Source organism: Pseudomonas sp. Sample_22, from assembly GCF_004307635.1.
Lineage (GTDB): Bacteria > Pseudomonadota > Gammaproteobacteria > Pseudomonadales > Pseudomonadaceae > Aquipseudomonas.
Genome location: NZ_RCNY01000036.1, coordinates 1 through 22351 on the forward strand (window position 1 = coordinate 1; position 22351 = coordinate 22351).

General features: G+C 60.7%; 19 protein-coding genes. 6 read left to right on the forward strand and 13 right to left on the reverse strand.

Annotated features, from left to right (window positions below; translation table 11 throughout):
• Window positions 1–360: 360 nt before the first annotated feature.
• Together D8U73_RS10125 and D8U73_RS10130 are read right to left on the reverse strand one after the other, a co-directional pair.
• A complete protein-coding gene (locus D8U73_RS10125) occupies window positions 361–1152 on the reverse strand; it encodes a response regulator transcription factor (protein ID WP_130904384.1) in 792 nt (263 codons plus the stop codon).
• 118 nt (window positions 1153–1270) lie between these two features.
• Complete coding sequence (locus D8U73_RS10130) at window positions 1271–1741, reverse strand: A24 family peptidase (RefSeq protein ID WP_056852483.1); 471 nt, start codon at window positions 1739–1741, stop codon at window positions 1271–1273.
• A gap of 75 nt (window positions 1742–1816) precedes the next feature.
• Between D8U73_RS10130 and D8U73_RS10135 the strand changes: the two genes are divergently transcribed.
• Together D8U73_RS10135 and D8U73_RS10140 are read left to right on the forward strand one after the other, a co-directional pair.
• On the forward strand, window positions 1817–2257 hold the full coding sequence (locus D8U73_RS10135; protein WP_056852482.1) for a TadE family protein: 441 nt from the start codon (window positions 1817–1819) through the stop codon (window positions 2255–2257).
• A complete protein-coding gene (locus D8U73_RS10140) occupies window positions 2254–4995 on the forward strand; it encodes an ATP-binding protein (RefSeq protein WP_130904385.1) in 2742 nt (913 codons plus the stop codon). The genes D8U73_RS10135 and D8U73_RS10140 overlap by 4 nt, the downstream gene beginning before the upstream one ends.
• 34 nt (window positions 4996–5029) lie before the next feature.
• Here D8U73_RS10140 and D8U73_RS10145 read toward each other — a convergent pair whose 3' ends face one another.
• The 5 genes from D8U73_RS10145 to D8U73_RS10170 all read right to left on the reverse strand — a co-directional run bounded on the left by D8U73_RS10145 (window position 5030) and on the right by D8U73_RS10170 (window position 9457).
• A complete protein-coding gene (locus D8U73_RS10145; RefSeq protein WP_130904386.1) occupies window positions 5030–6952 on the reverse strand; it encodes a pilus assembly protein TadG-related protein in 1923 nt (640 codons plus the stop codon).
• A gap of 217 nt (window positions 6953–7169) precedes the next feature.
• Entirely contained in the window at window positions 7170–7727 is a 558-nt protein-coding gene (locus tag D8U73_RS10155) for a DUF4136 domain-containing protein (protein WP_056852479.1), read from the reverse strand.
• Between the two features lie 45 nt (window positions 7728–7772).
• Window positions 7773–8393 (reverse strand): DUF4136 domain-containing protein, encoded by a 621-nt coding sequence (locus tag D8U73_RS10160; RefSeq protein WP_056852478.1) that lies wholly within the window; start codon window positions 8391–8393, stop codon window positions 7773–7775.
• Window positions 8394–8405: 12 nt separating this feature from the next.
• Window positions 8406–9155: a methyltransferase domain-containing protein gene (locus D8U73_RS10165; RefSeq protein ID WP_056852477.1), complete on the reverse strand. Its 750-nt coding sequence runs from the start codon at window positions 9153–9155 to the stop codon at window positions 8406–8408.
• A complete protein-coding gene (locus D8U73_RS10170) occupies window positions 9155–9457 on the reverse strand; it encodes a MazG-like family protein (protein ID WP_056852476.1) in 303 nt (100 codons plus the stop codon). Before D8U73_RS10170 ends, D8U73_RS10165 begins: the two co-directional genes overlap by 1 nt.
• 169 nt (window positions 9458–9626) lie before the next feature.
• Between D8U73_RS10170 and D8U73_RS10175 the strand changes: the two genes are divergently transcribed.
• Window positions 9627–9920: a hypothetical protein gene (locus D8U73_RS10175; protein ID WP_056852475.1), complete on the forward strand. Its 294-nt coding sequence runs from the start codon at window positions 9627–9629 to the stop codon at window positions 9918–9920.
• Between the two features lie 70 nt (window positions 9921–9990).
• Window positions 9991–11337 (forward strand): MATE family efflux transporter, encoded by a 1347-nt coding sequence (locus D8U73_RS10180; protein ID WP_130904387.1) that lies wholly within the window; start codon window positions 9991–9993, stop codon window positions 11335–11337.
• A gap of 43 nt (window positions 11338–11380) precedes the next feature.
• Here D8U73_RS10180 and D8U73_RS10185 read toward each other — a convergent pair whose 3' ends face one another.
• The 6 genes from D8U73_RS10185 to D8U73_RS10210 form a co-directional block, all read right to left on the reverse strand.
• Window positions 11381–12184: a DUF4123 domain-containing protein gene (locus tag D8U73_RS10185; protein WP_130904388.1), complete on the reverse strand. Its 804-nt coding sequence runs from the start codon at window positions 12182–12184 to the stop codon at window positions 11381–11383.
• On the reverse strand, window positions 12181–13503 hold the full coding sequence (locus D8U73_RS10190; protein ID WP_130904389.1) for a contractile injection system protein, VgrG/Pvc8 family: 1323 nt from the start codon (window positions 13501–13503) through the stop codon (window positions 12181–12183). The genes D8U73_RS10185 and D8U73_RS10190 overlap by 4 nt, the downstream gene beginning before the upstream one ends.
• Window positions 13504–13735: 232 nt before the next feature.
• Complete coding sequence (gene speA / locus D8U73_RS10195) at window positions 13736–15649, reverse strand: arginine decarboxylase (protein ID WP_056852471.1); 1914 nt, start codon at window positions 15647–15649, stop codon at window positions 13736–13738.
• Window positions 15650–15868: 219 nt separating this feature from the next.
• Window positions 15869–16240, reverse strand: a complete 372-nt coding sequence (locus D8U73_RS10200) for a translation initiation factor Sui1 (RefSeq protein WP_003221288.1) — start codon at window positions 16238–16240, stop codon at window positions 15869–15871.
• Window positions 16241–16553: 313 nt separating this feature from the next.
• Window positions 16554–17123, reverse strand: coding sequence for an NUDIX hydrolase (locus D8U73_RS10205; protein ID WP_056852470.1), 570 nt, complete (start codon window positions 17121–17123; stop codon window positions 16554–16556).
• Between the two features lie 3 nt (window positions 17124–17126).
• A complete protein-coding gene (locus D8U73_RS10210; protein WP_056852469.1) occupies window positions 17127–18194 on the reverse strand; it encodes a DUF2333 family protein in 1068 nt (355 codons plus the stop codon).
• A 461-nt stretch (window positions 18195–18655) separates the two neighbouring features.
• On the opposite strand from D8U73_RS10210, the gene gcbA reads away from it, so the two are divergent.
• Together gcbA and D8U73_RS10220 are read left to right on the forward strand one after the other, a co-directional pair.
• Window positions 18656–20326, forward strand: a complete 1671-nt coding sequence (gene gcbA, locus D8U73_RS10215) for a diguanylate cyclase GcbA (protein WP_130904390.1) — start codon at window positions 18656–18658, stop codon at window positions 20324–20326.
• Window positions 20327–20378: 52 nt separating this feature from the next.
• The gene (locus D8U73_RS10220; RefSeq protein ID WP_056852467.1) at window positions 20379–22325 is read left to right on the forward strand and encodes a methyl-accepting chemotaxis protein; all 1947 of its coding nucleotides are present in this window, start codon (window positions 20379–20381) and stop codon (window positions 22323–22325) included.
• The last annotated feature ends 26 nt before the right edge of the window (window positions 22326–22351 follow it).

Here is a 22351-nt window from a genome sequence, read left to right on the forward strand (position 1 = left end):
AACGTGTGGGAAGGTTCTGGTGTTTTTATTGGCGGTTAAACAACTTTGCCTGTTCCACCGCCATCGCTGCGATGCGGCGACCCGACAAGCCAGCTCCCACAGGGACGGAGTACGCCTGGCGGAGATAGGTTGATTGGCAGAGATAGGTTGGTTGGCAGGCCGCCATCGCCAGCAGGGCTAGCTCCTACAGTTGGATTGGGGTGGCTGGGAGAGATTGGTCGGCTGGCAGGCCGCCATCGCCAGCAGGGCTGGCTCCCACAATTGGATTTGTGGTGCATCTGGGAGAGATTGATTGGTTGGCGGGGCGCCATCGCTGGCAAGCCAGCTCCCACAGTTTGATCAGTGAAAGACCAGCAAAACTCAATGCGCCGTAACCCTCTGCCGCATCCCCGAATTACTCGGCGACAACGCCAACGCCAACTGCGTGCGATTATGCATATGCGTCAACCGCAACACCTGCGACACATACAACTTCACCGTGTTCTCGGTAATCCCCAACTCGCAGGCAATCTGATAATTGGTCTGCCCCTTGCCCACCAACCGCGCCACATCCAGCTGCCGAGGCGACAGCTGATTGAAAATCGCCGGGATCTCCTCCCGATCAGCCTCACTGACCGTACCGTCTTCCGAATCCGCAGTGCCTGAGACAAACGGAGCACGGCGAACCCGATCCAGGTCCTGATACAGGTCATCGATCGATTCCGACAAATACTGCAACTTCTGGTTCAGATGCCCCAGTTGCAACGTCTTGTGCCGCTCCTGCAAGGCCACTTCCTGGCGCTGCAAGCCTTCGAGCAACTCACCCAGGTCAATCGGCTTCTGATAGTAATCGGCAATGCCGGCTCGCAGTGCCTTGATTACGTCCTGCTTGTCGGCACGCCCGGTGAGCATGATCGCTTCGAATGCACGGTGCTTGCCGGACAGGCGTTGCAGCTCCTGAACCAGTTGAATCCCGTCCAGCCCAGGCATGTGCAAATCACACAGCACCAAACCGATGTCAGTGTCTTCGTTGAAACGTTCGATGGCTTGATGAGCGGACTCACAAGGTACACAACGGTAGCCGCTGCTCTCGAGAAATTCGCAGAGTTCTTCAACGATCAATGGCTGGTCGTCGACCACAAGGACTTTTACTGCTGAGATACGCTTGTTCACGTGCAACTCCCTGCAAGGTCAAAAAGGCTGACCGTTCCTGTACATGCAGCCGCTGGCTGTACAGCTACTTGTTGTATGAAAGTAGTCGTACTTTTCGACTCTGTACAAAACCGAATGACTAGCGGAGCCAGGCAAACGTCAACAGCAACCCCACCAACAGGAAGGGCGCAAAGGGCTGTTTTTTTGACATTCCAGGCTCCAAGTACAGCAAACGATCTCTAAGCCCTTGACCGAAATGAAGCCAGACTCTTGGCGCCAGCAGCAGCCATACGACACTGGCCAATCCTGCACCGATAAACACGCCTAAAACATGCCGACCGTCGGTCGCCAGCCCAAGGGCGATCATGAGTTTCACATCACCACCGCCGAGTTTTCGCATGGCGTAACCGGGTAAGGTGAAAGCCAGCGCGAGCAATGCCGCCCAGCCACCCTGCTCTGCCGGCGCGCCCAGCCAGGTGCTGCCGCTCCACAGCAGATACGCCAATGCAAAAGCCCCTGCGCCCAGGGTCAAACTGTTGGCGATGTGCCGTTGCCGTGCATCCTGCGCCGCGCACAGTGCCAGCCAGATCAGTAGGACAATGCTCTGCATCCGGTAAAAAACGTCCGTATTGGCTGAATGATTCTATGCTGACATTACCTCGTGATGGTCAGGGTAGACGCACTCATGAAAACCAGCCTCCCCCACAAACAAAAAGGCGCCGCGGCGATTGAATTCGCCCTGGTGTTCGTCATCTTTTTCGCGGTGTTCTACGCAATCGTCACTTACAGCCTGCCGCTGTTGCTGATGCAGTCGTTCAACCAGTCGACTGCCGAAGCCGTGCGCCGAAGTGTGGCGCTGGACCCGAACACACCCGGTTATGAAGCCGCACTCAAGACCGTGGTCAAAGACGAACTGAGCCGACAATTGGCGTGGATTCCTGTTGCTCTGAATTTCAATGTCGATACGGATGCGACCACGACCTACACCGCCGGCGTGCTGAAGGTCAGTATCAACTACCCGACCACCAAATTGAGTGCCGTCATCCCGTTTCTGACCTTGCCGGGCATCGGCCAGGTGCCGAACTTGCCAGCCACACTCACCGCCAGTTCGAGCCTGCAATTTTGAGTGCCGGCGACAAGCTCTTCGGGCGTCTGCTCAATCGCCATCCACCCGTGCCGCAACCTCTCCCGGAGCCAGTAGGCATGGGCGTCGGCTTGCAGATGCATCTGGATGCCGAAGGTCGTGTGCTGCATTTGACCGGCCCGTTGCGGCATTCGCTGGCCCAACAGACGCCCACCGCGCGTGCGCCGCACCTGCTCGATTTTCTCTTGCCCCATTGCAGCCTGGTGGTCGAGGGCGCACCCGCAGACTGGCAAGGCCAGAACCTGGACCTGGACTTTTACAGCCTCAGCGGCCACCCCCTGCATTTGCGCGGCTGGATTCAACCCTTGGCCGACGCCTGGTTGCTGCAACTGCTGGACATCGGTGACTTGCTCCTCGACCGTCGACAATCACGTCTGCGCGAGCAATGCCAGTTGCTCGCGGTGCAGATCGGTGAGCAATTGCGCCTGTGCAGTCTGTCGCGTTTACCCGATGTGCTGACCGATCAACTGCAAAGCCTGGCCCAGCGTTTTCACATCCCGTGCATCGCCCTGGCGTTGCTCGATGAAGAAGAACAGGGCTGGCAGATTCATCAGCACTATGCGGGGCTCGACGGGCCACAATTGTGGCAAAACGCTCAGCGCCTGGGCACCGGCCTCGACAGTTTGAACGGCTCCGCACCGCAGGTGCTTAGCCCCATTGAACACCCGCGCCTGCAAGCGATCTTCGCCAATGCCGAGGGTTTCGCCGTGCCTTATCACGATGCCCGGGGCGTGGTCGCCTGGCTGCTGTGCGGCTGCTACCCGGTGCAGCAGCGGGCGCCAGACGTCAGTGACCGCGACTGGCTTCAGTTCGCCGCCGCCCTCGCCGGCCCGCTGCTGGAACGCCTGCGCGAGCACCACCACCATCTGCAACTGGAACGCCTGGAGTCGCTGCAAGCGCTGCTCGGCACGGGTTGGTGGGAGATGTTCAGCGACAGCGCCCAAGTGCAACTGGCCCCTTCGCTCGCCGACGCTCTGAACCTTGCAGATGCCCGCTTGCCGTCAAACGAATGGCTTGATCTGGTGCATCCCGCCGACCGCGAAGAATTGCGCAGTCGCTTGCAAGCCTTACAGGACGAAGGCATCCCCTTGCTGATGTGCGTGCGTTTGCATCGCCCGGGTTCGACGGCCACGCCGATCTGGTATCGCCTGCAAGGCCAGGCTGTGGGTATCGGCAAAAACCGTCGTCTGGTGGGGTTCATGCTCGACATCAGCGATATCAAGAACCAGGAGCAACAGGCCGCGACCGCCCATGCCCGGCTGGACAATCTGATCGCCAGTTCCCCTGCCGTTATTTACGTGCAGCAGTATGTCGAAGGCGCGCTGCAACCGACGTTTTACAGTGACAGCCTGCTGCCGCTGCTCGGCTGGGGACTCGACGACTGTGGTGGTGCCGCGCTGGTGGACAAGGTTCATCCCGACGACCGAGACCGCTACTTCGAACGTAGCCGTTCGCTGCTGCGCGAAGGGTCGGTCAGCGTGCGCTATCGGTTGCGTGATTATCGCGGTGATTACCACTGGATTCTCGACGAAGCCAAACTGCTGCGCGATGACCTCGGCTTGCCGGTGGAGGCCGTGGGCCTGTGGCTGGACGTCACCGAAGTCACCCTGGCCGCCGAACAGGTCAAGCAAAGCGAAGAGCGCTACCGGATTCTGGTGGAAGACTCACCGGCAATGATCTGCCGCTACCGGCCGGACCTGACCTTGACCTTCGGCAACCGGCCGCTGGCGACTTACCTGGAATGCGCGCCTGAGCAATTACCGGGGGTCGATCTGGGCAGTTGGATGTCAACTGAACAGCGGGAAGCGTTCCTCCAGCGCTTGGGCCAGTTGAGCCCGGAGTTCCCGGTGAGCACCGCGGAAATCAATCTGCAACTGCCCGGCCGCGAACACGCCTGGTGGGTCTGGTCGGATCGCGGGGTGTTCGACGCGCAGGGCCGTTTGGTCGAAGTTCAGGCCGTTGGCCGCGACAACACCGAAGTGCGCCGCTCCCAGCAACAGCTCACGCAAAGCGCGAAAATGGCCACGCTGGGTGAAATGGCCACCGGCCTGGCCCATGAAATCAACCAGCCGTTGAACGTGATGCGCATGGCCATCGTCAATGTGCTTAAACGCCTGAGCAACGGCGATGTGCAGGTCGACTACCTGACCGACAAGCTCAACCGCATCGACACGCAGGTGCAACGCGCCGCGCGGGTGGTCGATCACATGCGCGTGTTCGGCCGCCGCTCGGAGATCGAACAACACCCGTTCAACCCGGCCCAGGCCATCGAAGGCACGCTGTCATTGCTGGCCGAAGGCATGCGCGGCAAGGGCGTTGATTTGCGAATCAGTGAAAGCGCTTTTGAAGTACAGGTACGCGGGTATGTCGATCAGCTTGAACAAGTGCTGATCAACCTGATGGTCAACGCGCGGGATGCGTTGCTCGGCAAACGCGAAAGCAACCCAGATTTCAAACCCTGGATTGCAGTGTACGCCGAACGGGACGAGCAATCGGTGCGGCTGTGGGTCGAGGACAATGGTGGCGGTATCGACCCGCGATTGCTCGAGCGAATCTTCGAACCGTTCTTCACCACCAAACCGGTGGGCGTGGGCACAGGCCTGGGGTTGTCGGTGAGTTACGGGATTGTCGAGAACATGGGTGGACGGCTGAGCGTGCGTAACTCCACCGAGGGCGCACGCTTTTGTATCGAGCTGCCAATTGTGCCACCTACCCTGTAGGAGCGAGGCTTGCCCGCGAAGGGGTCGCCTCGGATCAGATCACCAGATAGGCTTTGCCTTTCTCGCCGCAGGTCAGGTTGAAACCGACGTCGACCTTGTTGACGTCGATGCCCAGGTTCAGCAGCAGGCTGTCGACAATCGGGTCGACCAGCGGCGCGAGCAGGCCGCTGATGGCGGTGATCAACAAGCTCACCACGTCAGACAGCGTCGACAGCAACGTACTCAACAAGCCTCCCAGCAGACTGCCAATGGCGGGTGCATGTTGAATCAGCGTGACCCCGCCGAGCGTCCCTTTCAGGCTGCCCACCACTCCGGACACCGAGACCGGATGCGTCGGGTCTGGTGAGACGTTGATTTCATGGGGATTAACAAAGGTGTAATTGGGTTCGGTTTTACCGGCAATTGGACTATCGATCATGATCTCGCTACCGCCGCCGCCGAACGGGGTTCGTGCGCCGCAGTTAAGCAGCGTGCAGGATTTCGAGCCGATATCGACCAAAGGCAGCGGCGAAAGGCTTTGCGCTGAGGAAGAAGAGAGCCAGATGGCATCGTCGATCTGACCCACTTTAACTTGCAGAGCGGAGATGTTGGTGGTGGCGGTGAGGCTCTTGCTGGTAGGGCTGGCGCAGGAATAGTCCGTGACATAACTGCTGCCGACTCCAGCTTCAATACCGAGGTCGAGGTTCAGCCCGTTGGGCAGGATCTTCAGGTCGGTCTGGGTGCAGCTGCCAAGAATGCAACCGGGTGCCAGGAGCGTATTGACCAACCCCACGACCGGCGTCAACAGCGTGTTGACCAATTGCAAAACGGAGTTGATCAGCGACAGATCAACCGACACCAATACGCGAACCTGTGCCGTGCTCACATAAATCCTGTTCACTCCCAGCGGCGCGACTTTCGCCAGCGCCGGGTCGCCAACAGCAGAAAACTGCGGCGGCTGAATCACTTTGATGCGGGTCGACACCCCAGCCAACCCCAAGACATTCACGGGCAACGTCGCGATCACCGCACTGTTCTTGTTGGCCAGTTGGACAAAACCCTGAATCAATTGAAACAGCTGCACCGTAGCGTCGAGCCCCGCTTCTTGCGTGCCGGTTTGCAATTGCAGCAAATCCCCCAGGTTGATCGGCGAGGCGCCGGTGGCCGCCACTTGCAAATTGGCCAGCGCGGTCTTGACCTGCGCCGTAGCGCCGTTGAGGTTCACCACGTTGGCGGCGGCTTTGATGAATTGGGTCACGGAACCCTGGGTATTCAGTAGCGCGGTGTAGTTCCCGGCGGACACGCCCAGTTCGATGGCGAGCTGGTCCATGAATTTCAGCAGGTTGATATCCGTCTTGACCAACCCGTCCCAACCGCCGACGGTCAGGTTGACATTGCCGCCCAACAACGTCGAGAACAGGGGGTTCAACAGGTTTGCTCTTGCGCTGTCGACGCTCAACAACGTGCTGCGAATACTCAATTGGGCCAGGGTGATCTTGGGTTCGGCGGCGACGGCGGTGGCGCTGAGCCGGGTCGTGAGGCTGACCGGCCCACCGGAGAGCAACGCACCAATGCCGGCTGCGATGCTGGTGTTGACAGGTCGGCTGACGATGACTTGGACGGCTGCGGTTTTAGTGGCGTCGACCACGAACGCACGGAGGTTATCCGCGCCGGTCTGCAAGGTGCCGCAACTGGCAGTCAGCGTGTTGTCCGCGGTCACGGTAAAGCCGTTGCGTGTTGCGCTTTGGCTGGCGTAGATGGTTGCGCTCTGCCCGGACTTGCAATTGCCATCGCGGCTCACGGCTTCCAGCGCTGCGGTATCCGCCACCCGTTGCAACTTGCGCTGTTCCATGTAGAGCCTGCCAGTGTCGATCACCAGCAACGTGAACCCCAGCGCTATCGCCAGGGTGGCGGCGGCCATCAAACCGATTGCCCCACGTTGCCGGGCCGGGCCGCGAAACTGCATGCGGGGAGACATGGCGCACTCCTTTGCCGGCGCGTTGCCGAGCGCTACCTCCATTGGTCAAGGCAGTGTAGACAAGGGTTGACGAGGCTGCTGGCAACTCGCCAGCCAAGACAACAAAAAACCCTGTAGGCGTGAGCCTGCTCGCGATGGCGTTGGATCAGTCAGCCTCTGTGTCGACTGACAATCCGCTATCGCGAGCAGGCTCGCGCCTACAGGGTTTGTGGGGTGTTTACCGGGGTGGATAGTTGGACAGTATCCGGGTGACGGTTTCGTGGATCGCATTGCTGCGATCGGCTGGATTGGGCGTGCGGCTGAGTATCTGTTCGTCGCTGCCGCGCCACACCAGTTTGCCGTCCCTGCCGTCGAACAGGTCGATCTGAATCGTGGCGACCTTGTATGAGACGAGCCGGGTCTCGTTGTACATCGGCGCGCCCCAGTAGCCGCTCCACGGGTTGCCATAACCGCCGCCGTAGTTGGTGGTTATCTGTTGCTGGCGTTCTTCGACAATCAGATAGGTCTGTACATTCAAGTCAGCCTTGGCACCCGTGGCAGCAGGGCGCAACCCGCGCTGATCAAGCTGATCGGTCACTGACTGGCGGATGCGTTGCTCGGTCAGGTCACTCTTGATCCGTGGATCATCGGGGCGATATTGCAAGACGGGCTCTTTCCAGCTCCAGCTGTGATAGGCGGCAAAGTCGCGGCTGGCGTCGAAGTCATGATTGACCTGGTTGGCTGCGCAGGCACTGAGCAGTGCGGCCACTGCCAGTAAAACGAAACGGCGGAACATGATGATTCTCCGGTTGAAGACATGAACCTGCGAAAGGCTTGTTATCTAACTGGGAGGATACGCCGACAGCGCCTTTTCTACAGCCTTGCGTATGGCATCCACCTGCTCACTCTGAGTGCCGCGATTGCTGGTTTCAGCGCTGGAACTCCACACGGCTTGACCGCTTTGTGCATCGTATAAATCCACTTGCACCACCACGACCTGTTCCTGATAGGTGCGGACGATCGGGACTGCGGTGTAGGCGCCGTAGCCATTGCCGTAACGGTTGTAACCGCCATAACCGCCGTAGTAGCCACCGCCGTAGTAATCGTCACGGACCTGGCGCAAACGGGTTTCCATGCGCAGGTCGGCACTGACAAACAGGTCCGCCGGACGGTTGTCATGCAACGGGCGCAAACCGCGTTGATCGAGCGCGCTGCTGACCGCTTCGGCAACCTGGGCCGAATCTGCCCATGCAGTGCCCGGCGGCATTTGTCCGTTGAGCCAGGCCCAGCTGCGATAGCGCCCATAGTCACGCGGTGGTGCCGGGTAGGCGCTGCGGTCAAAGGTATTGGCCGCCTGCGCTGGCGCCGGAGGGAGGGGCTTGGAGGACGCCACGTACGGATTGCTGCCCTGACATGCAGCCAAACCCAGACATAACAGCAGCAACCCTGAACGAGTTTTCATTTTGCGCTCCGATCAGACCGGCCGGCAGATCCAGTGCAGGTAACGCCCAAGCCCGGCAAAGCTTGGGTGACGACGGTGGGCAAGCTCCATTTCCAGCAAGTCCACCAATTCGGCGCGGGCCTGGAACTCCACCGGCATGTAATCGTGGAAAACCCGCACTCCACTCTGGGTTTCGACCTGCCACAGACCTTCAAGTTGCGCCGCCAATTCCCGTGGATCAAGGGGTTGTTGCGGGGTCAGGCTCTGCTTCTCGCCGGCCATGTCGTTCTTGCGCATCTTGCGGAAATGGCCCTTGAGCAGGTTGCGATAGATCAGCGCATCGCGATTGTAGAACGCCAGGGAAAGCCAGCCATCGGCCTTGGTCAATTGATGCAACACCGGCAGGATCGCGTGGGGCTCGGCCAGCCATTCCAGCACCGCGTGGCACAGCACCAGATCGTAAGGTTCGGTCAATTGACCCAGCAGATCCTGCCACGGCGCCTGAATGAACGTTGCGGTTTGCCCGGCTTCGGCGAAACGCTGGCGGGCGCCTTCGAGCATCGGTTCGGCGGGCTCGGCCAGCGTCACTTGATGCCCGCGTTCGGCCAGCCACAACGACATGTGGCCCAGACCGGCGCCGATATCCAGCACCCGCAATGGCCGGTCCGGCAGGGTTTCGGCCAGATCGGCCTGCAGCACCGCCAAACGGATTGCGCCTTTGGCACCGCCGTAGATTTTTTCCGCGAAACGGGTCGCCAGTTGATCGAAATGACGGTCGCTCATCAGCTGAACCTCCGCTCGCTGTCGGCCAGTTTGCTGCGCACCACGTCATTCATGTCCAGCCCCAACTCCCCGCACAGCAATAGCAGATAGAGCACGATGTCGCCGATTTCCTGGCCGGCATGGGCCAGTTTGTCAGCGGGCAACTGCCGCGACTGGTCTTCGGTCAGCCACTGGAAAATTTCCACCAGCTCGGCCATTTCGACACTCGCGGCCATGGCCAGGTTTTTCGGGCTGTGAAATGGCTGCCAGTCATTGCGGTCACGGATGGCGTGCAGGCGTTCGGTCAATTCAACAAGGTTCATCGGGCTCTCCTGAAGGCGTATAGCTTCGGGGGGATCACAGGTGAAGGCAAGTGACAAAGATCGGCAAGCAGGCTCGCTTCCACAGGTCATGCACAACACTCTATGCTTGTGGGGAACTCGCCACCGCGATCAATGGCCCAACGCTCGAACTCATCAGGACGCTCATTCCATGCAGGTAGAAGGTTTTTTCGAATGGCTCGGTCAAGCCATTGGTTCTGTCATCCGTTTCATCGTTGATGCGCTCAGCGGCCTGTTCCAACTGGTGAGCCGCGCCAGCAGCAATTTTGTCGACGGCTTGTCCCGCGCGCTGGGCATGGACACCTCGATCATCAGCATCGTTGTCTTGATCCTCGGGCTGGTGCTGCTGTGGTCGGCGATCCGCGCGTTCATGAATGCGTCGATCATCATGGGGATCATCTGGTTGATGCTGGGGTTGTGGTTGCTTAGCTGGATCATGCACTGACGCCCTCCCACATTGAATCGCGGCACATGCACATGTGTCGCTACAATGCCCGCTCCTCCAAGGAGCCTGCATGTCCAAGCTGATTGCCGACTGGCGCGACCGTCCTACCCATCGCCGGGTCTGGGCGCTGGCAGCGCCGATGATTCTCTCGAATATTTCCGTACCGCTGGTGGCACTGGTCGACAGCACCGTCATCGGTCACCTGCCCCACGCCCATCAGCTCGGTGCCGTTGCGGTCGGGGCCAGCCTGTACACCTTCCTGGCCTGGGCCATGGGTTTTCTGCGCATGGGTTCCACCGGGTTTGCCGCGCAGGCTGCCGGACGTGGGGACGGTGCGGCATTGCGGCAGATTTTGTTGCAGGGGCTGTTGCTGGCAATGGGCCTGGCGATTGTCCTGGGTGTCGCGGGCGTACCGCTGAGCGGGGCCGCACTGCACTTCATGCAACCGTCGGCAGAGCTGGATCAGATGACCCGCGAGTTTTTCCATACGCGGTTGTTCGGCCTGCCCGCAGCGTTGGCCAGTTATGCGCTGGTCGGCTGGTTCCTCGGTACGCAAAACGCCCGGGCGCCACTGGTGATTCTCCTGAGCACCAACCTGGTCAATATCGCCCTGAACCTTTGGTTTGTCCTTGGCCTGGAATGGGGCGTGGTCGGTGCCGCCCGGGCCTCGGTGATTGCCGAATGGACCGGCGCGCTGATCGGCCTGTTGATGACCCGCCAGGCCTTGCGCGCCTACCCCGGTCACATTGTCTGGGCGGCCCTGGGCTTGTGGCAGAGCTGGCGCCCGTTGCTGGCGGTGAACCGCGACATTTTTATCCGTAGCCTGGCCCTGCAATCGGTTTTTTTCCTGATCACCGTACAAGGTGCGCGGTTGGGCGACGCCACTGTCGCGGCCAACGCCCTGTTGCTCAACGGCCTGCTGCTGACCGCCCACGCGCTCGATGGCCTGGCTCACGCGGTGGAAGCCCTGTGCGGGCATGCCATCGGTGCCCGCGACCGCGATGCCCTGCGTCGGTCTCTGGTGGTGGCTTGCGGCTGGTCGTTGCTGGCGAGCCTGGGTTTCGCCGTGCTGTTCCTGTTGGCCGGGCACCTGTTCATCGCAATGCAGACCGACATTGCCAGCGTGCGCGATACCGCATTCATGTATCTGCCCTACCTCGCTGCGCTGCCATTGATCGCCGTCTGGAGCTACCTGCTCGACGGCCTGTTCATCGGCGCCACCCGTGCCCGTGAAATGCGTAACGGCATGCTGCTGACGGTGGCTTTGCTGGTGCCATTCGCTTGGGCGCTGCAAGGGTTTGGCAACCATGGCCTGTGGATAACTTTTCTGCTGTTCATGTTGCTCCGCAGCCTGACTCTCGGGGCCATTGCCTGGCGCCTGCGCCGCCACGACGGCTGGTTCGCCCGCGCTCATTGAGAGGGGTTTGTGCTCGGCAACCAGGCGATTTTGACTTCGAATGTCATGCTCGCGGCTCGTCGCCCTGCCAGCGGCTACGCAGGTCATCGAGGCGCTCCTGCTGGGTGTTTCCCACCAGCGGCAGTTGGGGCACGGCCCCGTGGTATTGCAAGCGCAACCACAACCAGCCATCGAGTACCGGCCGCTCGCTGAAGCCCAGCGCCAGCCCCTCCTGCAGATGCGACCACAAGCGAAAATATTCGCAGCCGGTGGCCTGGCTCCAGCGCCAGGCATGCTGCTCCAGCAGACAGGTTTGCAGGTTTTCCCGTTGCCGGGGGCTGAGGTCTTCCTCTGGCGCCAAAGGACGCACGGCAAGCCCCGGGTTGAGCAACTGCTGCCAACCCTGGCTGCCAATCGCCCGGTCAGCCCAAGTCCCGCCGAACCAGCGCAATTGACTGATCGGCCCCAACCAGCGAGTCAACTCCCCGGCATCGCAGGCATCGAAGAAGTAACTGGCGGTCTGCGGGTTGTAGTAGCTGAGCAGTGCCCGATGATGCAGGCCGAACGAGACCGTCAGCATGCGCCGCAAGTGCGCGAGCAATGGTGTGGCGCAAGCCTCACTGGTCAGCAACAAACCTTGCCATTGGTGTGCGTCGTGTCGGCAAGTGTCCGCCAGTGCCGGGCAAGTCCGCAGGTCGACCAACACCGGACCGTGATCTTTCAGTGCATGCCATTCAGTCCCTTCGAACAATGAAAACTGCGACGCCTCGGCAAGAGTGCGTTGCAACCTCAAACTCGCCTGCGGTGCGCCCGATCTGTCCAACAGCAACCATTGTGCGATCGGATCGGGCATGTGCACGTCGATCATGCGATGCCGCTCCAGCCAGGTTGCGTCAACGTCCGACAGGTACAGATCGTCTGCGCACAATGATTGAAACTACCGCCGCCGGGCAGCAGACAGAGCAACAGCAAGGGCTCGCCTGAACGCAACCAGTCCTGCACGCCTTCCGGCAGGGCGTCGTCGTCGATGGATGCCTTCGCCTGCTGCCCAGTGTCGTCACGGGCAGGCAGGTGTATGACGCCGGTAATCATCGGCTGGTCCGGATCGCCTTCGACAAAACTCACCACCACCTCCGCGCCCTCGCTCAGCGACCCGACGCCGACGGCTTGCAGTTCCGGCGCCAGCGGTAACCAACAGTGGCTCGGCGCAGCCCCCTCGCCTTGATAGACCCAGTCAAACTGCACCGCCACCGGTCGGGAAGGGTCGGGCCGGGACTCATCGACATCCACCACCCATGCACGTTGCAGGCTGTGCATCAGGGGTTTATCCACACAACGGGGTGGCTCGAACGATGCCTGCCAATGCACCGCCCGCACATGATTGCTGTAAGGCACCCGCGGATCCTGACTGCCCTGATGCTCGACGTGAGTGAGCAACCACAGATGATTCCACTGGCGGACCGGATGACCGGACAACGGCATCAGCTGACCACTGCGCAGCGTCGGCAGGTCCGAGTGACCTTGCGCAGTCTGCGCGGTGCTGTCCACGCAACGCTGCACCTCGAAACGGCGCACAGCCGGTGGGCGGCCTTCGGGGCGGAAATCCACCGCCTGGCCCTTGCAGAAATGCCCTTGCCCATCGGCAAACACCACGCAATGCCCGTGCGCCCGGTGCTCAAAGTGATAATGAAGCCGTTGCTGGGCACACAATCGCTGGACGAATTGCAAGTCCGATTCGCGGTATTGCGTGCAGTAGTCGCGAAGCGGGTAATCACCCTGCAGCTCGAAGCGCCGCTGCTGTCCGACAATGCCGTGCTCCCTGAGCACTTGATCGAGAATCTGCGGCACTGTCCTCGCGCTGAAAATACGCCGGCTGAAGCGCTGCGCCAGACACGCCAGCCTCGGGCCGAGACGCACATGACAGAGTCTGAGCGTTGACCCATGGTCGCGTTGGACGAGTTCCTGCAATTGACCATGGACACGGTTGCCCTGCGGCCCGAAGTGCAGGGAAGCCGAACGGTACAACAGGCTGGCGAGGTCGAGCGCGGGGTCTTCGATCAGCAATTGCACGTCGAACACGAACGGCTCGCTGATGGCTTCTCTACCGGTAAAGGCCAGGACCTCGAAAGCGTCGGACAGACCTGCTACGTCCAGACGGAAGTCAGGTTCGTTGACTGGATCGAACATCGGCGATTCTCTACAGGAGGGGCGGCCGGGGATTCTCGCCGAGAGCCATGGCCGAGTAGAGAGGTGAAGTACAACTTAGGAAATGACCTACGCGAAAAGAAGACCAAATGACTTGGATAGCCGAGGACGTAGGCCGCTTCGCTTGAAAAAAGAGAAACGCCGCACCAGGTCATCTGAAATTTCCGTAGCGAACGGGAAATTTTCAGACAACCTGATGAGCGTGATGCTTACCTCAGGAAGACAGGTAAGAAGAACGTGTCAGGCCCAGGCGCAACGCATCGAGGAACTGGGTACGTTCGCTGGCACTGATGCGGGCACTGGCGCACTTGTCGCGGTAGTGAGTCATCAACTCTTCCGGCGACAAGTGCACGTAGCGCAGCATGTCTTCGATGGTGTCGTGGGTTTCGATACCGGCGTGGTACACGCTGCCATCGGCGTTCTGGTAGATGTTCACCGAATCGGTGTCACCGAACAGGTTGTGCATGTCGCCGAGAATTTCCTGATAGGCGCCGACCAGGAACACACCCAGCAGGTAGTCCTCGCCTTCGTTCAGGGAGTGCACCGGCAGACTGGTTTCGATGCTCTGCTCGTCGACGTACTGGTTGATCTTGCCGTCCGAGTCGCAGGTCAGGTCCTGCAACACTGCGCGACGCAGCGGCTCTTCGTCGAGGCGATGCAGCGGAATGATCGGCAGGACCTGGTCGATGGCCCAGGTGTCCGGCAGGCTCTGGAACACCGAGAAGTTGCAGATGTACTTGTCGGCCAGCTTGTCGTTGAGCTCATCGAGCACCTGACGGTGGGAACGCTGACGCGCCTTCAACGAGTTGTGCAGGCGACGGCAAACGGCAAAATAGCATTGCTCGGCCAGGGCTTTTTCCGCCAGGGTCAACTTGCCATCGGCGTACTGCGCAGCGACATCGCTCATGTAGTGCGTGGCGCGCCAGTAGGTTTCGGTGACCATCTCGATATCGGTCGGCCCCAGCAAGTCCACCAGCCACTGCACGGTTTCCGGCAGCGCTTCCTTGTTCTCGATCTGCGGCACGTCGTCGTTGTGTTTCTCGACGTCGGTCACCTGGATCACCAGCATGGCGTGGTGCGCGGTCAGGGAACGGCCGCTCTCGGAGAAGATGTTCGGGTGCGGCAGGTTTTGCGCGTCGCAGAACTCCTTGAGCATCCCGACCACGACACCGGCGTAATCGTCCATGTCGTAGTTGATCGAACTGGCGTTACGCGAGTGCGTACCGTCGTAGTCCACGCCCAGGCCACCGCCGACGTCGATGTGATCGACCGGCAGACCAAGGTTGCGCAGTTCGCCGTAGTAGCGGATTGCTTCCTTGAAACCGTGCTGGTAGTCCGCCAGGTTGGCGATCTGCGAACCCATGTGGAAGTGCAGCAGGCGAATGCCCTGGTCCAGGCCAGCCGCGCGGAAGCGCTCGACCACCGACAGCAGCTGGGCCGCCGACAGACCGAACTTGGACTTCTCGCCACCGGTGTCGGCCCATTTGCTCGACGCCAGGGACGACAGGCGCACACGCAGACCGACCTGAGGCTTGACCTTGAGCGAGTTGGCTTCTTCGATCACCAGACCGACTTCGGATTCTTTCTCGATCACGATGAAGACGTTGTGGCCGAGCTTCTGGCCCATCAACGCCAGGCGAATGAACTCGCGGTCCTTGTAGCCGTTGCAGACGATGGTGCCGCCCTTCGGCGCCAGCGCCAGCACCGCCAGCAGCTCAGGCTTGGAACCGGCTTCCAGGCCGATGGAAACGTTCTGGGTGGCGATGATGTTCTCGATCACCGCTTCCTGCTGGTTGACCTTGATCGGGTACAGCGCCGTGTATTTGCTCTGGTATTCCAGGCGCTCGATGTTGGCGTCGAACGCGCCGGTCAGCTGACGCACGCGGTCTTGCAGGATATCGGGGAAGCGCACCAGCAACGGCAGCGACAAGCCGCTCTTGCGCAGTTGGTCGACTTGCTCGAACAGGTCGATGGGCGAGCTGCTCGGACCGTTCGGACGAACTTCGACGCGACCGGCGTCATTGATCGCGAAATACCCGGCCCCCCAATGGCGAATCCCGTAAACACTGCGGCTGTCCGCAACTGTCCATTGGCTGCCATCGTCTTTGCGTGTGCGTCGTACGGACATCGAAGTCCCCTATAAAGAAGTCATAGTGCGTCGCCTGGATTCAGGTCGGCGCAGTCTAAAGAATGAAAATGACGGTTCGTCAACGAGGGGGTAGACCCCGCAGACCGCAACGAGTTTAGAAACCGGTCAAGAACAGGCTCTGTGAAAACCATGACGGCGACGCCAGACCTGAAGGCAATCAGGGCTGGATCAAGCCGCAAGTGGTTTTCACAGAGGCTGCTAGCCGCCGGACTTCTTCGCTTTGAAACCGAGCTTGATCAGTTCAGCCAAGAGTAGCTCGACATGATCGCCCTGGATTTCAATGATCCCGTCTTTCAACGCCCCGCCGGTACCGCAGCGTTTCTTCAACGTCGTGGCCAGTTCCTTGAGCGCGTCTTCAGCCAACGGCACGCCGGTGATGGTGGTCACCGTCTTGCCGCCACGGCCCTTGCTTTCGCGGCGCACGCGAGCGATGCCGTCGCCGGCCGGGATAACGGTCTGTTTGCAGATGCAGGCGTCCACCGGTTTACTGCATTCCGGGCAATGACGACCTGCGTCGGTGGAAAATACCAGGCCACCAAGGGCGGCGAAGGATGCGGCTTTTTTGGCCACCGGCAATCCTCTTGGGAGGACAAAGACTGGTCGCAGCACTCGGGAAGGGCTATCGACCGCGAAGCCCCACTCAGGCAGGGGCAGCGCTACTGAACCGGCAGACTCTGTCGTTGGCGTGTCCTCTGCAGGAGCGAGCCTGCTCGCGATGAACCTGAGAACGCTGCGGGGTGTCAGGATACCCTCGTCATCGTTCACGACCATCGCGAGCAGGCTCGCTCCAACAGAACAGCAACAACCAATACCGGTTCAGCTTAAAAAGGTCGCGCAGTGTAACGGCAAAAACGCCGATTGCTAAGAGCCAATCGGCGCCAATTTATGCCTCTTTTGCGACGTCTTCGCCGCGTGACCGCAGATAGCGCTTCAACGCGGCCAAAGAGTCCGGGCAGTAAGGCTTTTGCTCGATTTCCTGCATGACCTGTTCGATGGGGATAAAACGCGCTTCCAGCACCTCTTCCGGTTGCAGGACCAACGGGCCATCCCACACCGCGGAAAACGCCGAGCACCACAGGCGATTGCCGGTGTCTTCGAAGAAAAAGTGGTCATGGGCGGTCAGTTCCACACCACGCACGCCCAATTCTTCTTCCAGTTCCCGCGCCGCCGACTCGGCGTAGGTTTCCGTCGCCAGCACCATGCCGCCCGCCGCCACGTCCCAGAAACCAGGATAGATCGCCTTGCTGAGTGTGCGCCGATGCACGCAAAGCTCACCCGCGGAGTTGAACAACATGATGTAAGTGCCGCGACCGATCAGCCCTCGCTCACGCAAATCGGAACGGACCAGGGCGCCGAGCAGGTTGTCCTGTTCGTCGACCCAGGCGATCTGTTCGGCATCCGAAGCCGCCCGGTGGGCAGCCTCCCGCAGGTTATCGATGGAACTGTCGGCCATGACTCAGCCCTGATTGAGCAGTTGACGCAAATCGATCACTGCCGCGTTGGCCCGGGAAATGTAGTTGGCCATGACCAGCGAGTGGTTGGCCAAAACGCCGAAGCCGCTGCCATTGAGGATCATCGGACTCCACACGGCTTCCTGCGACGCTTCCAGCTCACGAATGATCTGGCGCACGCTGACCGTGGCGTTCTTCTTGGCCAGGACATCGGCGAAATCGACTTCGATGGCGCGCAGCAAATGCGACAAGGCCCAAGCCTGGCCCCGCGCTTCGTAGAACACGTTGTCGATCTGCAGCCATGGGGTTTCGACGATTTCTTCGTCGACTTGCGGCGCCACACCCGGTACCACGACCTCGGTTTTCAACGCGGTGTTGAGCTTGACCCGACCAACACTGGCCGACAGTCGTTGCGACAGCGAACCCAGACGCGTACCGACGTCGCCCAGCCAGTTGTTCAGGTTGTCGGCGCGGGCATAGAACAGCGCGCTCTTCTGGTTCGGATCGGACAGGCGCGCCTGATAACGGCTCAGGGAATTGATGCCTTCCTGGTACTCGGACTCACTGGATGGCAGCACCCAGCTCTTGTTGTCGAAGTTGAAACGCGGCTCGGCCTTGGCCAGATCAGCGTCTTCGGCGGACTGCGACTGCGAGCGGGCGAAATCTTTGCGCAACGCACGGCTCAGGTCGCGCACCTGTACCAGCACGCCATATTCCCAGCTCGGCATGTTGTCCATCCACAGGCCTGGCGGAAAGCGGTCGTTGGAGATATAGCCGCCCTGCTTGGTCAGCAACGTACCGGCAACGGTCTTGAGGGTTTCGACCGTGGTGTAACCGACCACCATTTGCTTGCCTTCTTTTTCGGCCGCCATTTGCGCAGTCTGCTGCACAGGAAACAGCGCAGGCTCCTGGCTCCAGTACCATCCCAAAGCAATCGCCACCAGCAGGTAGAGACCGATCAGCGTGGCCAGCGCGCGGCTGAACAGCAGGCCGCCCAGATAACTGCGGGTGGCCGACTTGGGCTCGGCGGCACGTTCAGGCGCACTGCCCGCGCGGTTTTTCCAGTCCAGCATGGCGATATCCTTTCAATCACTTGAGTTCAACGGTTCGACCACAACCATACAACAACGTGCCTTTGCCCGGCACCCGCCGTTGGCGTGATGACGAAAATTAAACGTCCCGCGTAACCGCAGCGATCATCACGACCGCTTCGCTGACGCTGCCCATAGGGGAATCCCCTAGCCCATACCCGCAAAAAAACAGCGTATCGGCTCATCTTCAGCCACCTGGAAACAACTCGCATTCAAGTCTGATCGGCAGCTCGAAACGCCCGGACATTTCATCACAAACGCCGTATAAGCCCCGGTCGGCGCGCCCTTCGCAAAAACCAACAGCCGATTTACGACCAACCAGTCAGAAACTGAATGCGTCCGCGTTGCAGATTATTGACGTACAGCGCTCATGTCATCGTAAAGTGGTGCTAGCATAGAGCCACCACTCGACCTCAGCGCGCCCCCTAACTAGTAGTCAGGATATGACCGAGCCAGAAGATCCCAGCCGCGAGCGCCTCAAGCACCACTTTGCCCAGCGGGTAATTCATCAGGCACGTCAGATTCTTGAGATATGGCAGCGCCTGCAACGCAGCGAGTGGTCAAGCACCGATCTGTCGGAGCTGAGCGAGGCCAATCTGCGCCTGCTGCGCTTCGCCGAGCGTTTCGAACAGCCGGAACACACGCACCTGGCTCGCCAAATCACTCAGTCACTGGAAGCCGTCGATGCCAACCGCGGACGCTTGAGCAGTGGCCTGATCACTGACCTCAACCGCTTGATGCAGCGCCTGTCCCGCACTGGCCTGCGCCATGGCGACCAACTCGACCAGACGTTCCTGCCGCCCCTGCGCAAGCCGATCTACGTCATGCTGCAGGATCACGACCGCGCCGAACGCCTGGCCAAGCAACTGGAGTTTTTCGGGCTAAGCGCCCAGTCCCTGGACAGCGTAGCTGCGTTTCGCTCGTCGATGGTCGAGCGTCTGCCGGCAGCAATTGTCATGGACGTGGACTTCAGTGGCCCCGGCATCGGCCTGAAGCTGGCCGCCGAAGCCCAGGAAGGCCTCGATCATCAATTGCCGCTGTTGTTCTTCAGCCTGCACGAAACCGATACCCCGACCCGACTCGCCGCCGTGCGTGCCGGTGGTCAGGAGTTCCTCACCGGCACGCTCGAAGCGTCGAGCCTGCTGGAGAAAATCGAAGTCCTGACCTGCGTTGCCCAGTACGAACCCTATAAAGTGCTGATCATCGACGACTCCCGTGCCCAGGCCCTGCACACCGAGCGCTTGCTCAACAGCGCCGGGATTGTCACCCGGACGCTGATCGAGCCGATCCAGGCCATGGCCGAACTGGCGGACTTCCAGCCGGACCTGATCATCCTCGACATGTACATGCCGGCCTGCACCGGTACGGAACTGGCCAAGGTGATCCGTCACAACGACCGTTATGTCAGCGTGCCGATCATTTACCTGTCCGCCGAAGACGATCTGGACAAGCAGCTCGACGCCATGAGTGAAGGCGGCGACGACTTCCTGACCAAGCCGATCAAACCCCGGCACTTGATCACCACCGTGCGCAATCGCGCGGCGCGGGCGCGCAACCTCAAGGCGCGCATGGTCCGCGACAGCCTCACCGGCCTGTACAACCACACCCACATCCTGCAATTGCTCGAAGACTGTTCGTTCCGCTCTCGTCGCGAGAACAAACCGCTGAGCTTCGCCATGCTCGACATCGACCACTTCAAGCGCGTCAACGACAGCCACGGCCACCCCATGGGCGACCGGGTGATCAAGAGCCTGGCGTTGTTCCTCAAGCAGCGCTTGCGCAAGACTGACTTCATTGGCCGCTACGGCGGTGAAGAGTTCGCCATTGTCATGCCGGACACCGACCTTGAGGCGGCCTACAACGTCCTCGATGAAATCCGCCAGCGCTTTGCCGAAATTCACTATCCGGCTCAACCCCAGGATTTGTGGTGCACGTTCAGCGCCGGGGTGGTGGAGTTGTGTGAAACCTCCGACAGCCTGTCCATGGCCAGCCAGGCGGATGAGGCGCTCTATCGTGCCAAAGGTGCCGGGCGCAACCGTGTCCAGGCGGCGGGGACGTCAAAGCAAAGTGCCACTTTTTCATCACAATTGACCCCTTCGGTCATAACCCTGTAACAGAAACGCAATAACTTCAGGCGCTTACCATTTCTGCCGTTGGTAGTCCGTGATGCGCCTGAAGCTGCTGACCAATCTCAACACCCTCCTTTTAGTCGCCGTGTGCGTAGCCCTTGGCGCGACGCTGTGGTGGTCGCAAAAAGCCCTTGAACGCCCGTACCTATTAATGGAGCGTTACCTGGGTTTGTCTCAGCAGTTTCAGAACGATGTGGCGCGCAACATCGAGGATTACCTCGCCAGCGGCGATGCCCTGCGCTTGAGCAACGCCACCCAGGCCATTGATGCCCTGCAAACAGAACTCGGCGAATTGCCACCGGCGCTGGCCGAAAGCCTGCGCCCTAGCCTGTCCAACCTGAGTGACTTCAGCAAAACCGATCTGCTGGCCGCGGGCAAGCTCGCCGGAGATCCGCAGGCCCTGCTGCTGCAAGCCGAGCGGGAATTGGCTGCCAGCCTCGACCAGCTCAGTCAGTACGCCAGCGCCAACGCGGCGTACCTGACGCCATTGCTCACTGCATCGCAGCATTTGGGTAAATTGTCGCTGGCCCGGGACAAACTGGTCAGCAGCGGCCGCAGCGAACTGGCCGCCGATGTCGAGCGCGAAGTCACCCACATCCGCACCCAGGCCGCTCTGCTGGACGCCCTGCCCTTGCTGGGCGTGGCAGCCAGCAGCGAATCGAACACCGATAATTTCGCCTCGATGATGGGCCTGGAGAGCACCGAGAAAGCTGCAGCCGAGGATGCCGGCGTTGGCTACAAGCGTGAACTCAATAGCCTGCTAACCCGTTACCCGGCGGAGCTGGCTCGGACCCGCGAGCAGATCCAGAAACGCGCCGATCTCAGTACCGCGACTCATCTTAAAATCGCCGATGTGCAACACGCCATCGCCGGGCTGGAACCGGTGGTCCGCGCCCAGCACGGGCAAATCCAGGGCGAAGTCCGACTGATGCAAGGCGTGATGATCGGTTTGATTTTGCTGATCGCGCTGCTGATCGACAGCCTGCAACGCAAACTCGCCCGGACCCTGACCAACCTCGCTCCGGCGCTGTCGACCTGGGCCGAAGGGGATTTCAGCCAGGACATCCAACTGGGCAAGACCAACCGCGAATTGCATGACATCGAAGCGTCGCTCAATCGCTTGCGCGCCTATCTGGTGGCGCTGGTGGGGACCATTCGCCTCAACGCCGAACAGGTCGCCGGCAGCAGCCGGACCCTCGCCGAATTGAGCAACGACCTGCACAGCGGTGCCGAGCACCAGGCGGGGGACACCGCATTGATCCGCGATTCCCTCGGCGAACTGGAAGCGACCATTCAGCAAGTCGCCGGCGATGCCAGCCAGGCTGCCGAAGCCAGTCGGCATGCGGGCCTCGCGGTGGAGCACGGGCAGCAAGTCATTGGCCTGAGCCTGACAGGCCTGCATGCGCTGGTGGACGAAGTGCAGGGCAATGCACAGATGATCGAACATCTGGCCGAAGAGTCCGCGACCATCGGCGGGGTGCTGACGGTGATTCGCTCGATTGCCGACCAGACCAATCTGCTGGCGCTGAATGCGGCCATTGAAGCGGCACGCGCCGGGGAAATGGGTCGCGGCTTTGCCGTGGTGGCTGAAGAAGTTCGCTCACTGGCGCAACGCACTGCTGGTGCCACCGCCGAAATCCAGACCTTGATCGCCGGTCTGCAAACCGCCGCGCGCCAGTCGGTCGAAGGCATGCGCGCCCAGGTCGAACACGCCGAAGCCACCGCCAACCAGGCCCAGGCGGCCGATGGCGCGCTGGATAAAATCGTCGGGGCGATCCAGACCATCTCTGACACCGCAGTGCGCATCGCCGATGTCACCGCCCAGCAGAGCGGCGCCGTCAGTGAGATTCGCGACCACAGCGAGCGGATTCATCAGTTGGGCGGGGATAACTTGCTGCGCATTGGCGAAGGGCGCGAGCAAGGGGAAAATTTGCTGGTGCTGGGTGGGCGCCTGCATACCGCCGTTCAGGCCTTCCGCGTCTGATAAGCCGCCATCGCTGGCAAGCCAGC

Coding starts and splice junctions, on each gene's coding strand:
- D8U73_RS10180 (WP_130904387.1), top strand. CDS start 9,991: ATGTCCAAGCTGATTGCCGACTGGCGCGACCGTCCTACCCATCGCCGG.
- D8U73_RS10160 (WP_056852478.1), bottom strand. CDS start 8,393: ATGAAAACTCGTTCAGGGTTGCTGCTGTTATGTCTGGGTTTGGCTGCA.
- D8U73_RS10135 (WP_056852482.1), top strand. CDS start 1,817: ATGAAAACCAGCCTCCCCCACAAACAAAAAGGCGCCGCGGCGATTGAA.
- speA (WP_056852471.1), bottom strand. CDS start 15,649: ATGTCCGTACGACGCACACGCAAAGACGATGGCAGCCAATGGACAGTT.
- D8U73_RS10205 (WP_056852470.1), bottom strand. CDS start 17,123: ATGGCCGACAGTTCCATCGATAACCTGCGGGAGGCTGCCCACCGGGCG.
- D8U73_RS10190 (WP_130904389.1), bottom strand. CDS start 13,503: ATGTTCGATCCAGTCAACGAACCTGACTTCCGTCTGGACGTAGCAGGT.
- D8U73_RS10170 (WP_056852476.1), bottom strand. CDS start 9,457: ATGAACCTTGTTGAATTGACCGAACGCCTGCACGCCATCCGTGACCGC.
- gcbA (WP_130904390.1), top strand. CDS start 18,656: ATGACCGAGCCAGAAGATCCCAGCCGCGAGCGCCTCAAGCACCACTTT.
- D8U73_RS10220 (WP_056852467.1), top strand. CDS start 20,379: ATGCGCCTGAAGCTGCTGACCAATCTCAACACCCTCCTTTTAGTCGCC.
- D8U73_RS10210 (WP_056852469.1), bottom strand. CDS start 18,194: ATGCTGGACTGGAAAAACCGCGCGGGCAGTGCGCCTGAACGTGCCGCC.
- D8U73_RS10130 (WP_056852483.1), bottom strand. CDS start 1,741: ATGCAGAGCATTGTCCTACTGATCTGGCTGGCACTGTGCGCGGCGCAG.
- D8U73_RS10175 (WP_056852475.1), top strand. CDS start 9,627: ATGCAGGTAGAAGGTTTTTTCGAATGGCTCGGTCAAGCCATTGGTTCT.
- D8U73_RS10185 (WP_130904388.1), bottom strand. CDS start 12,184: ATGATCGACGTGCACATGCCCGATCCGATCGCACAATGGTTGCTGTTG.
- D8U73_RS10145 (WP_130904386.1), bottom strand. CDS start 6,952: ATGTCTCCCCGCATGCAGTTTCGCGGCCCGGCCCGGCAACGTGGGGCA.
- D8U73_RS10165 (WP_056852477.1), bottom strand. CDS start 9,155: ATGAGCGACCGTCATTTCGATCAACTGGCGACCCGTTTCGCGGAAAAA.
- D8U73_RS10155 (WP_056852479.1), bottom strand. CDS start 7,727: ATGTTCCGCCGTTTCGTTTTACTGGCAGTGGCCGCACTGCTCAGTGCC.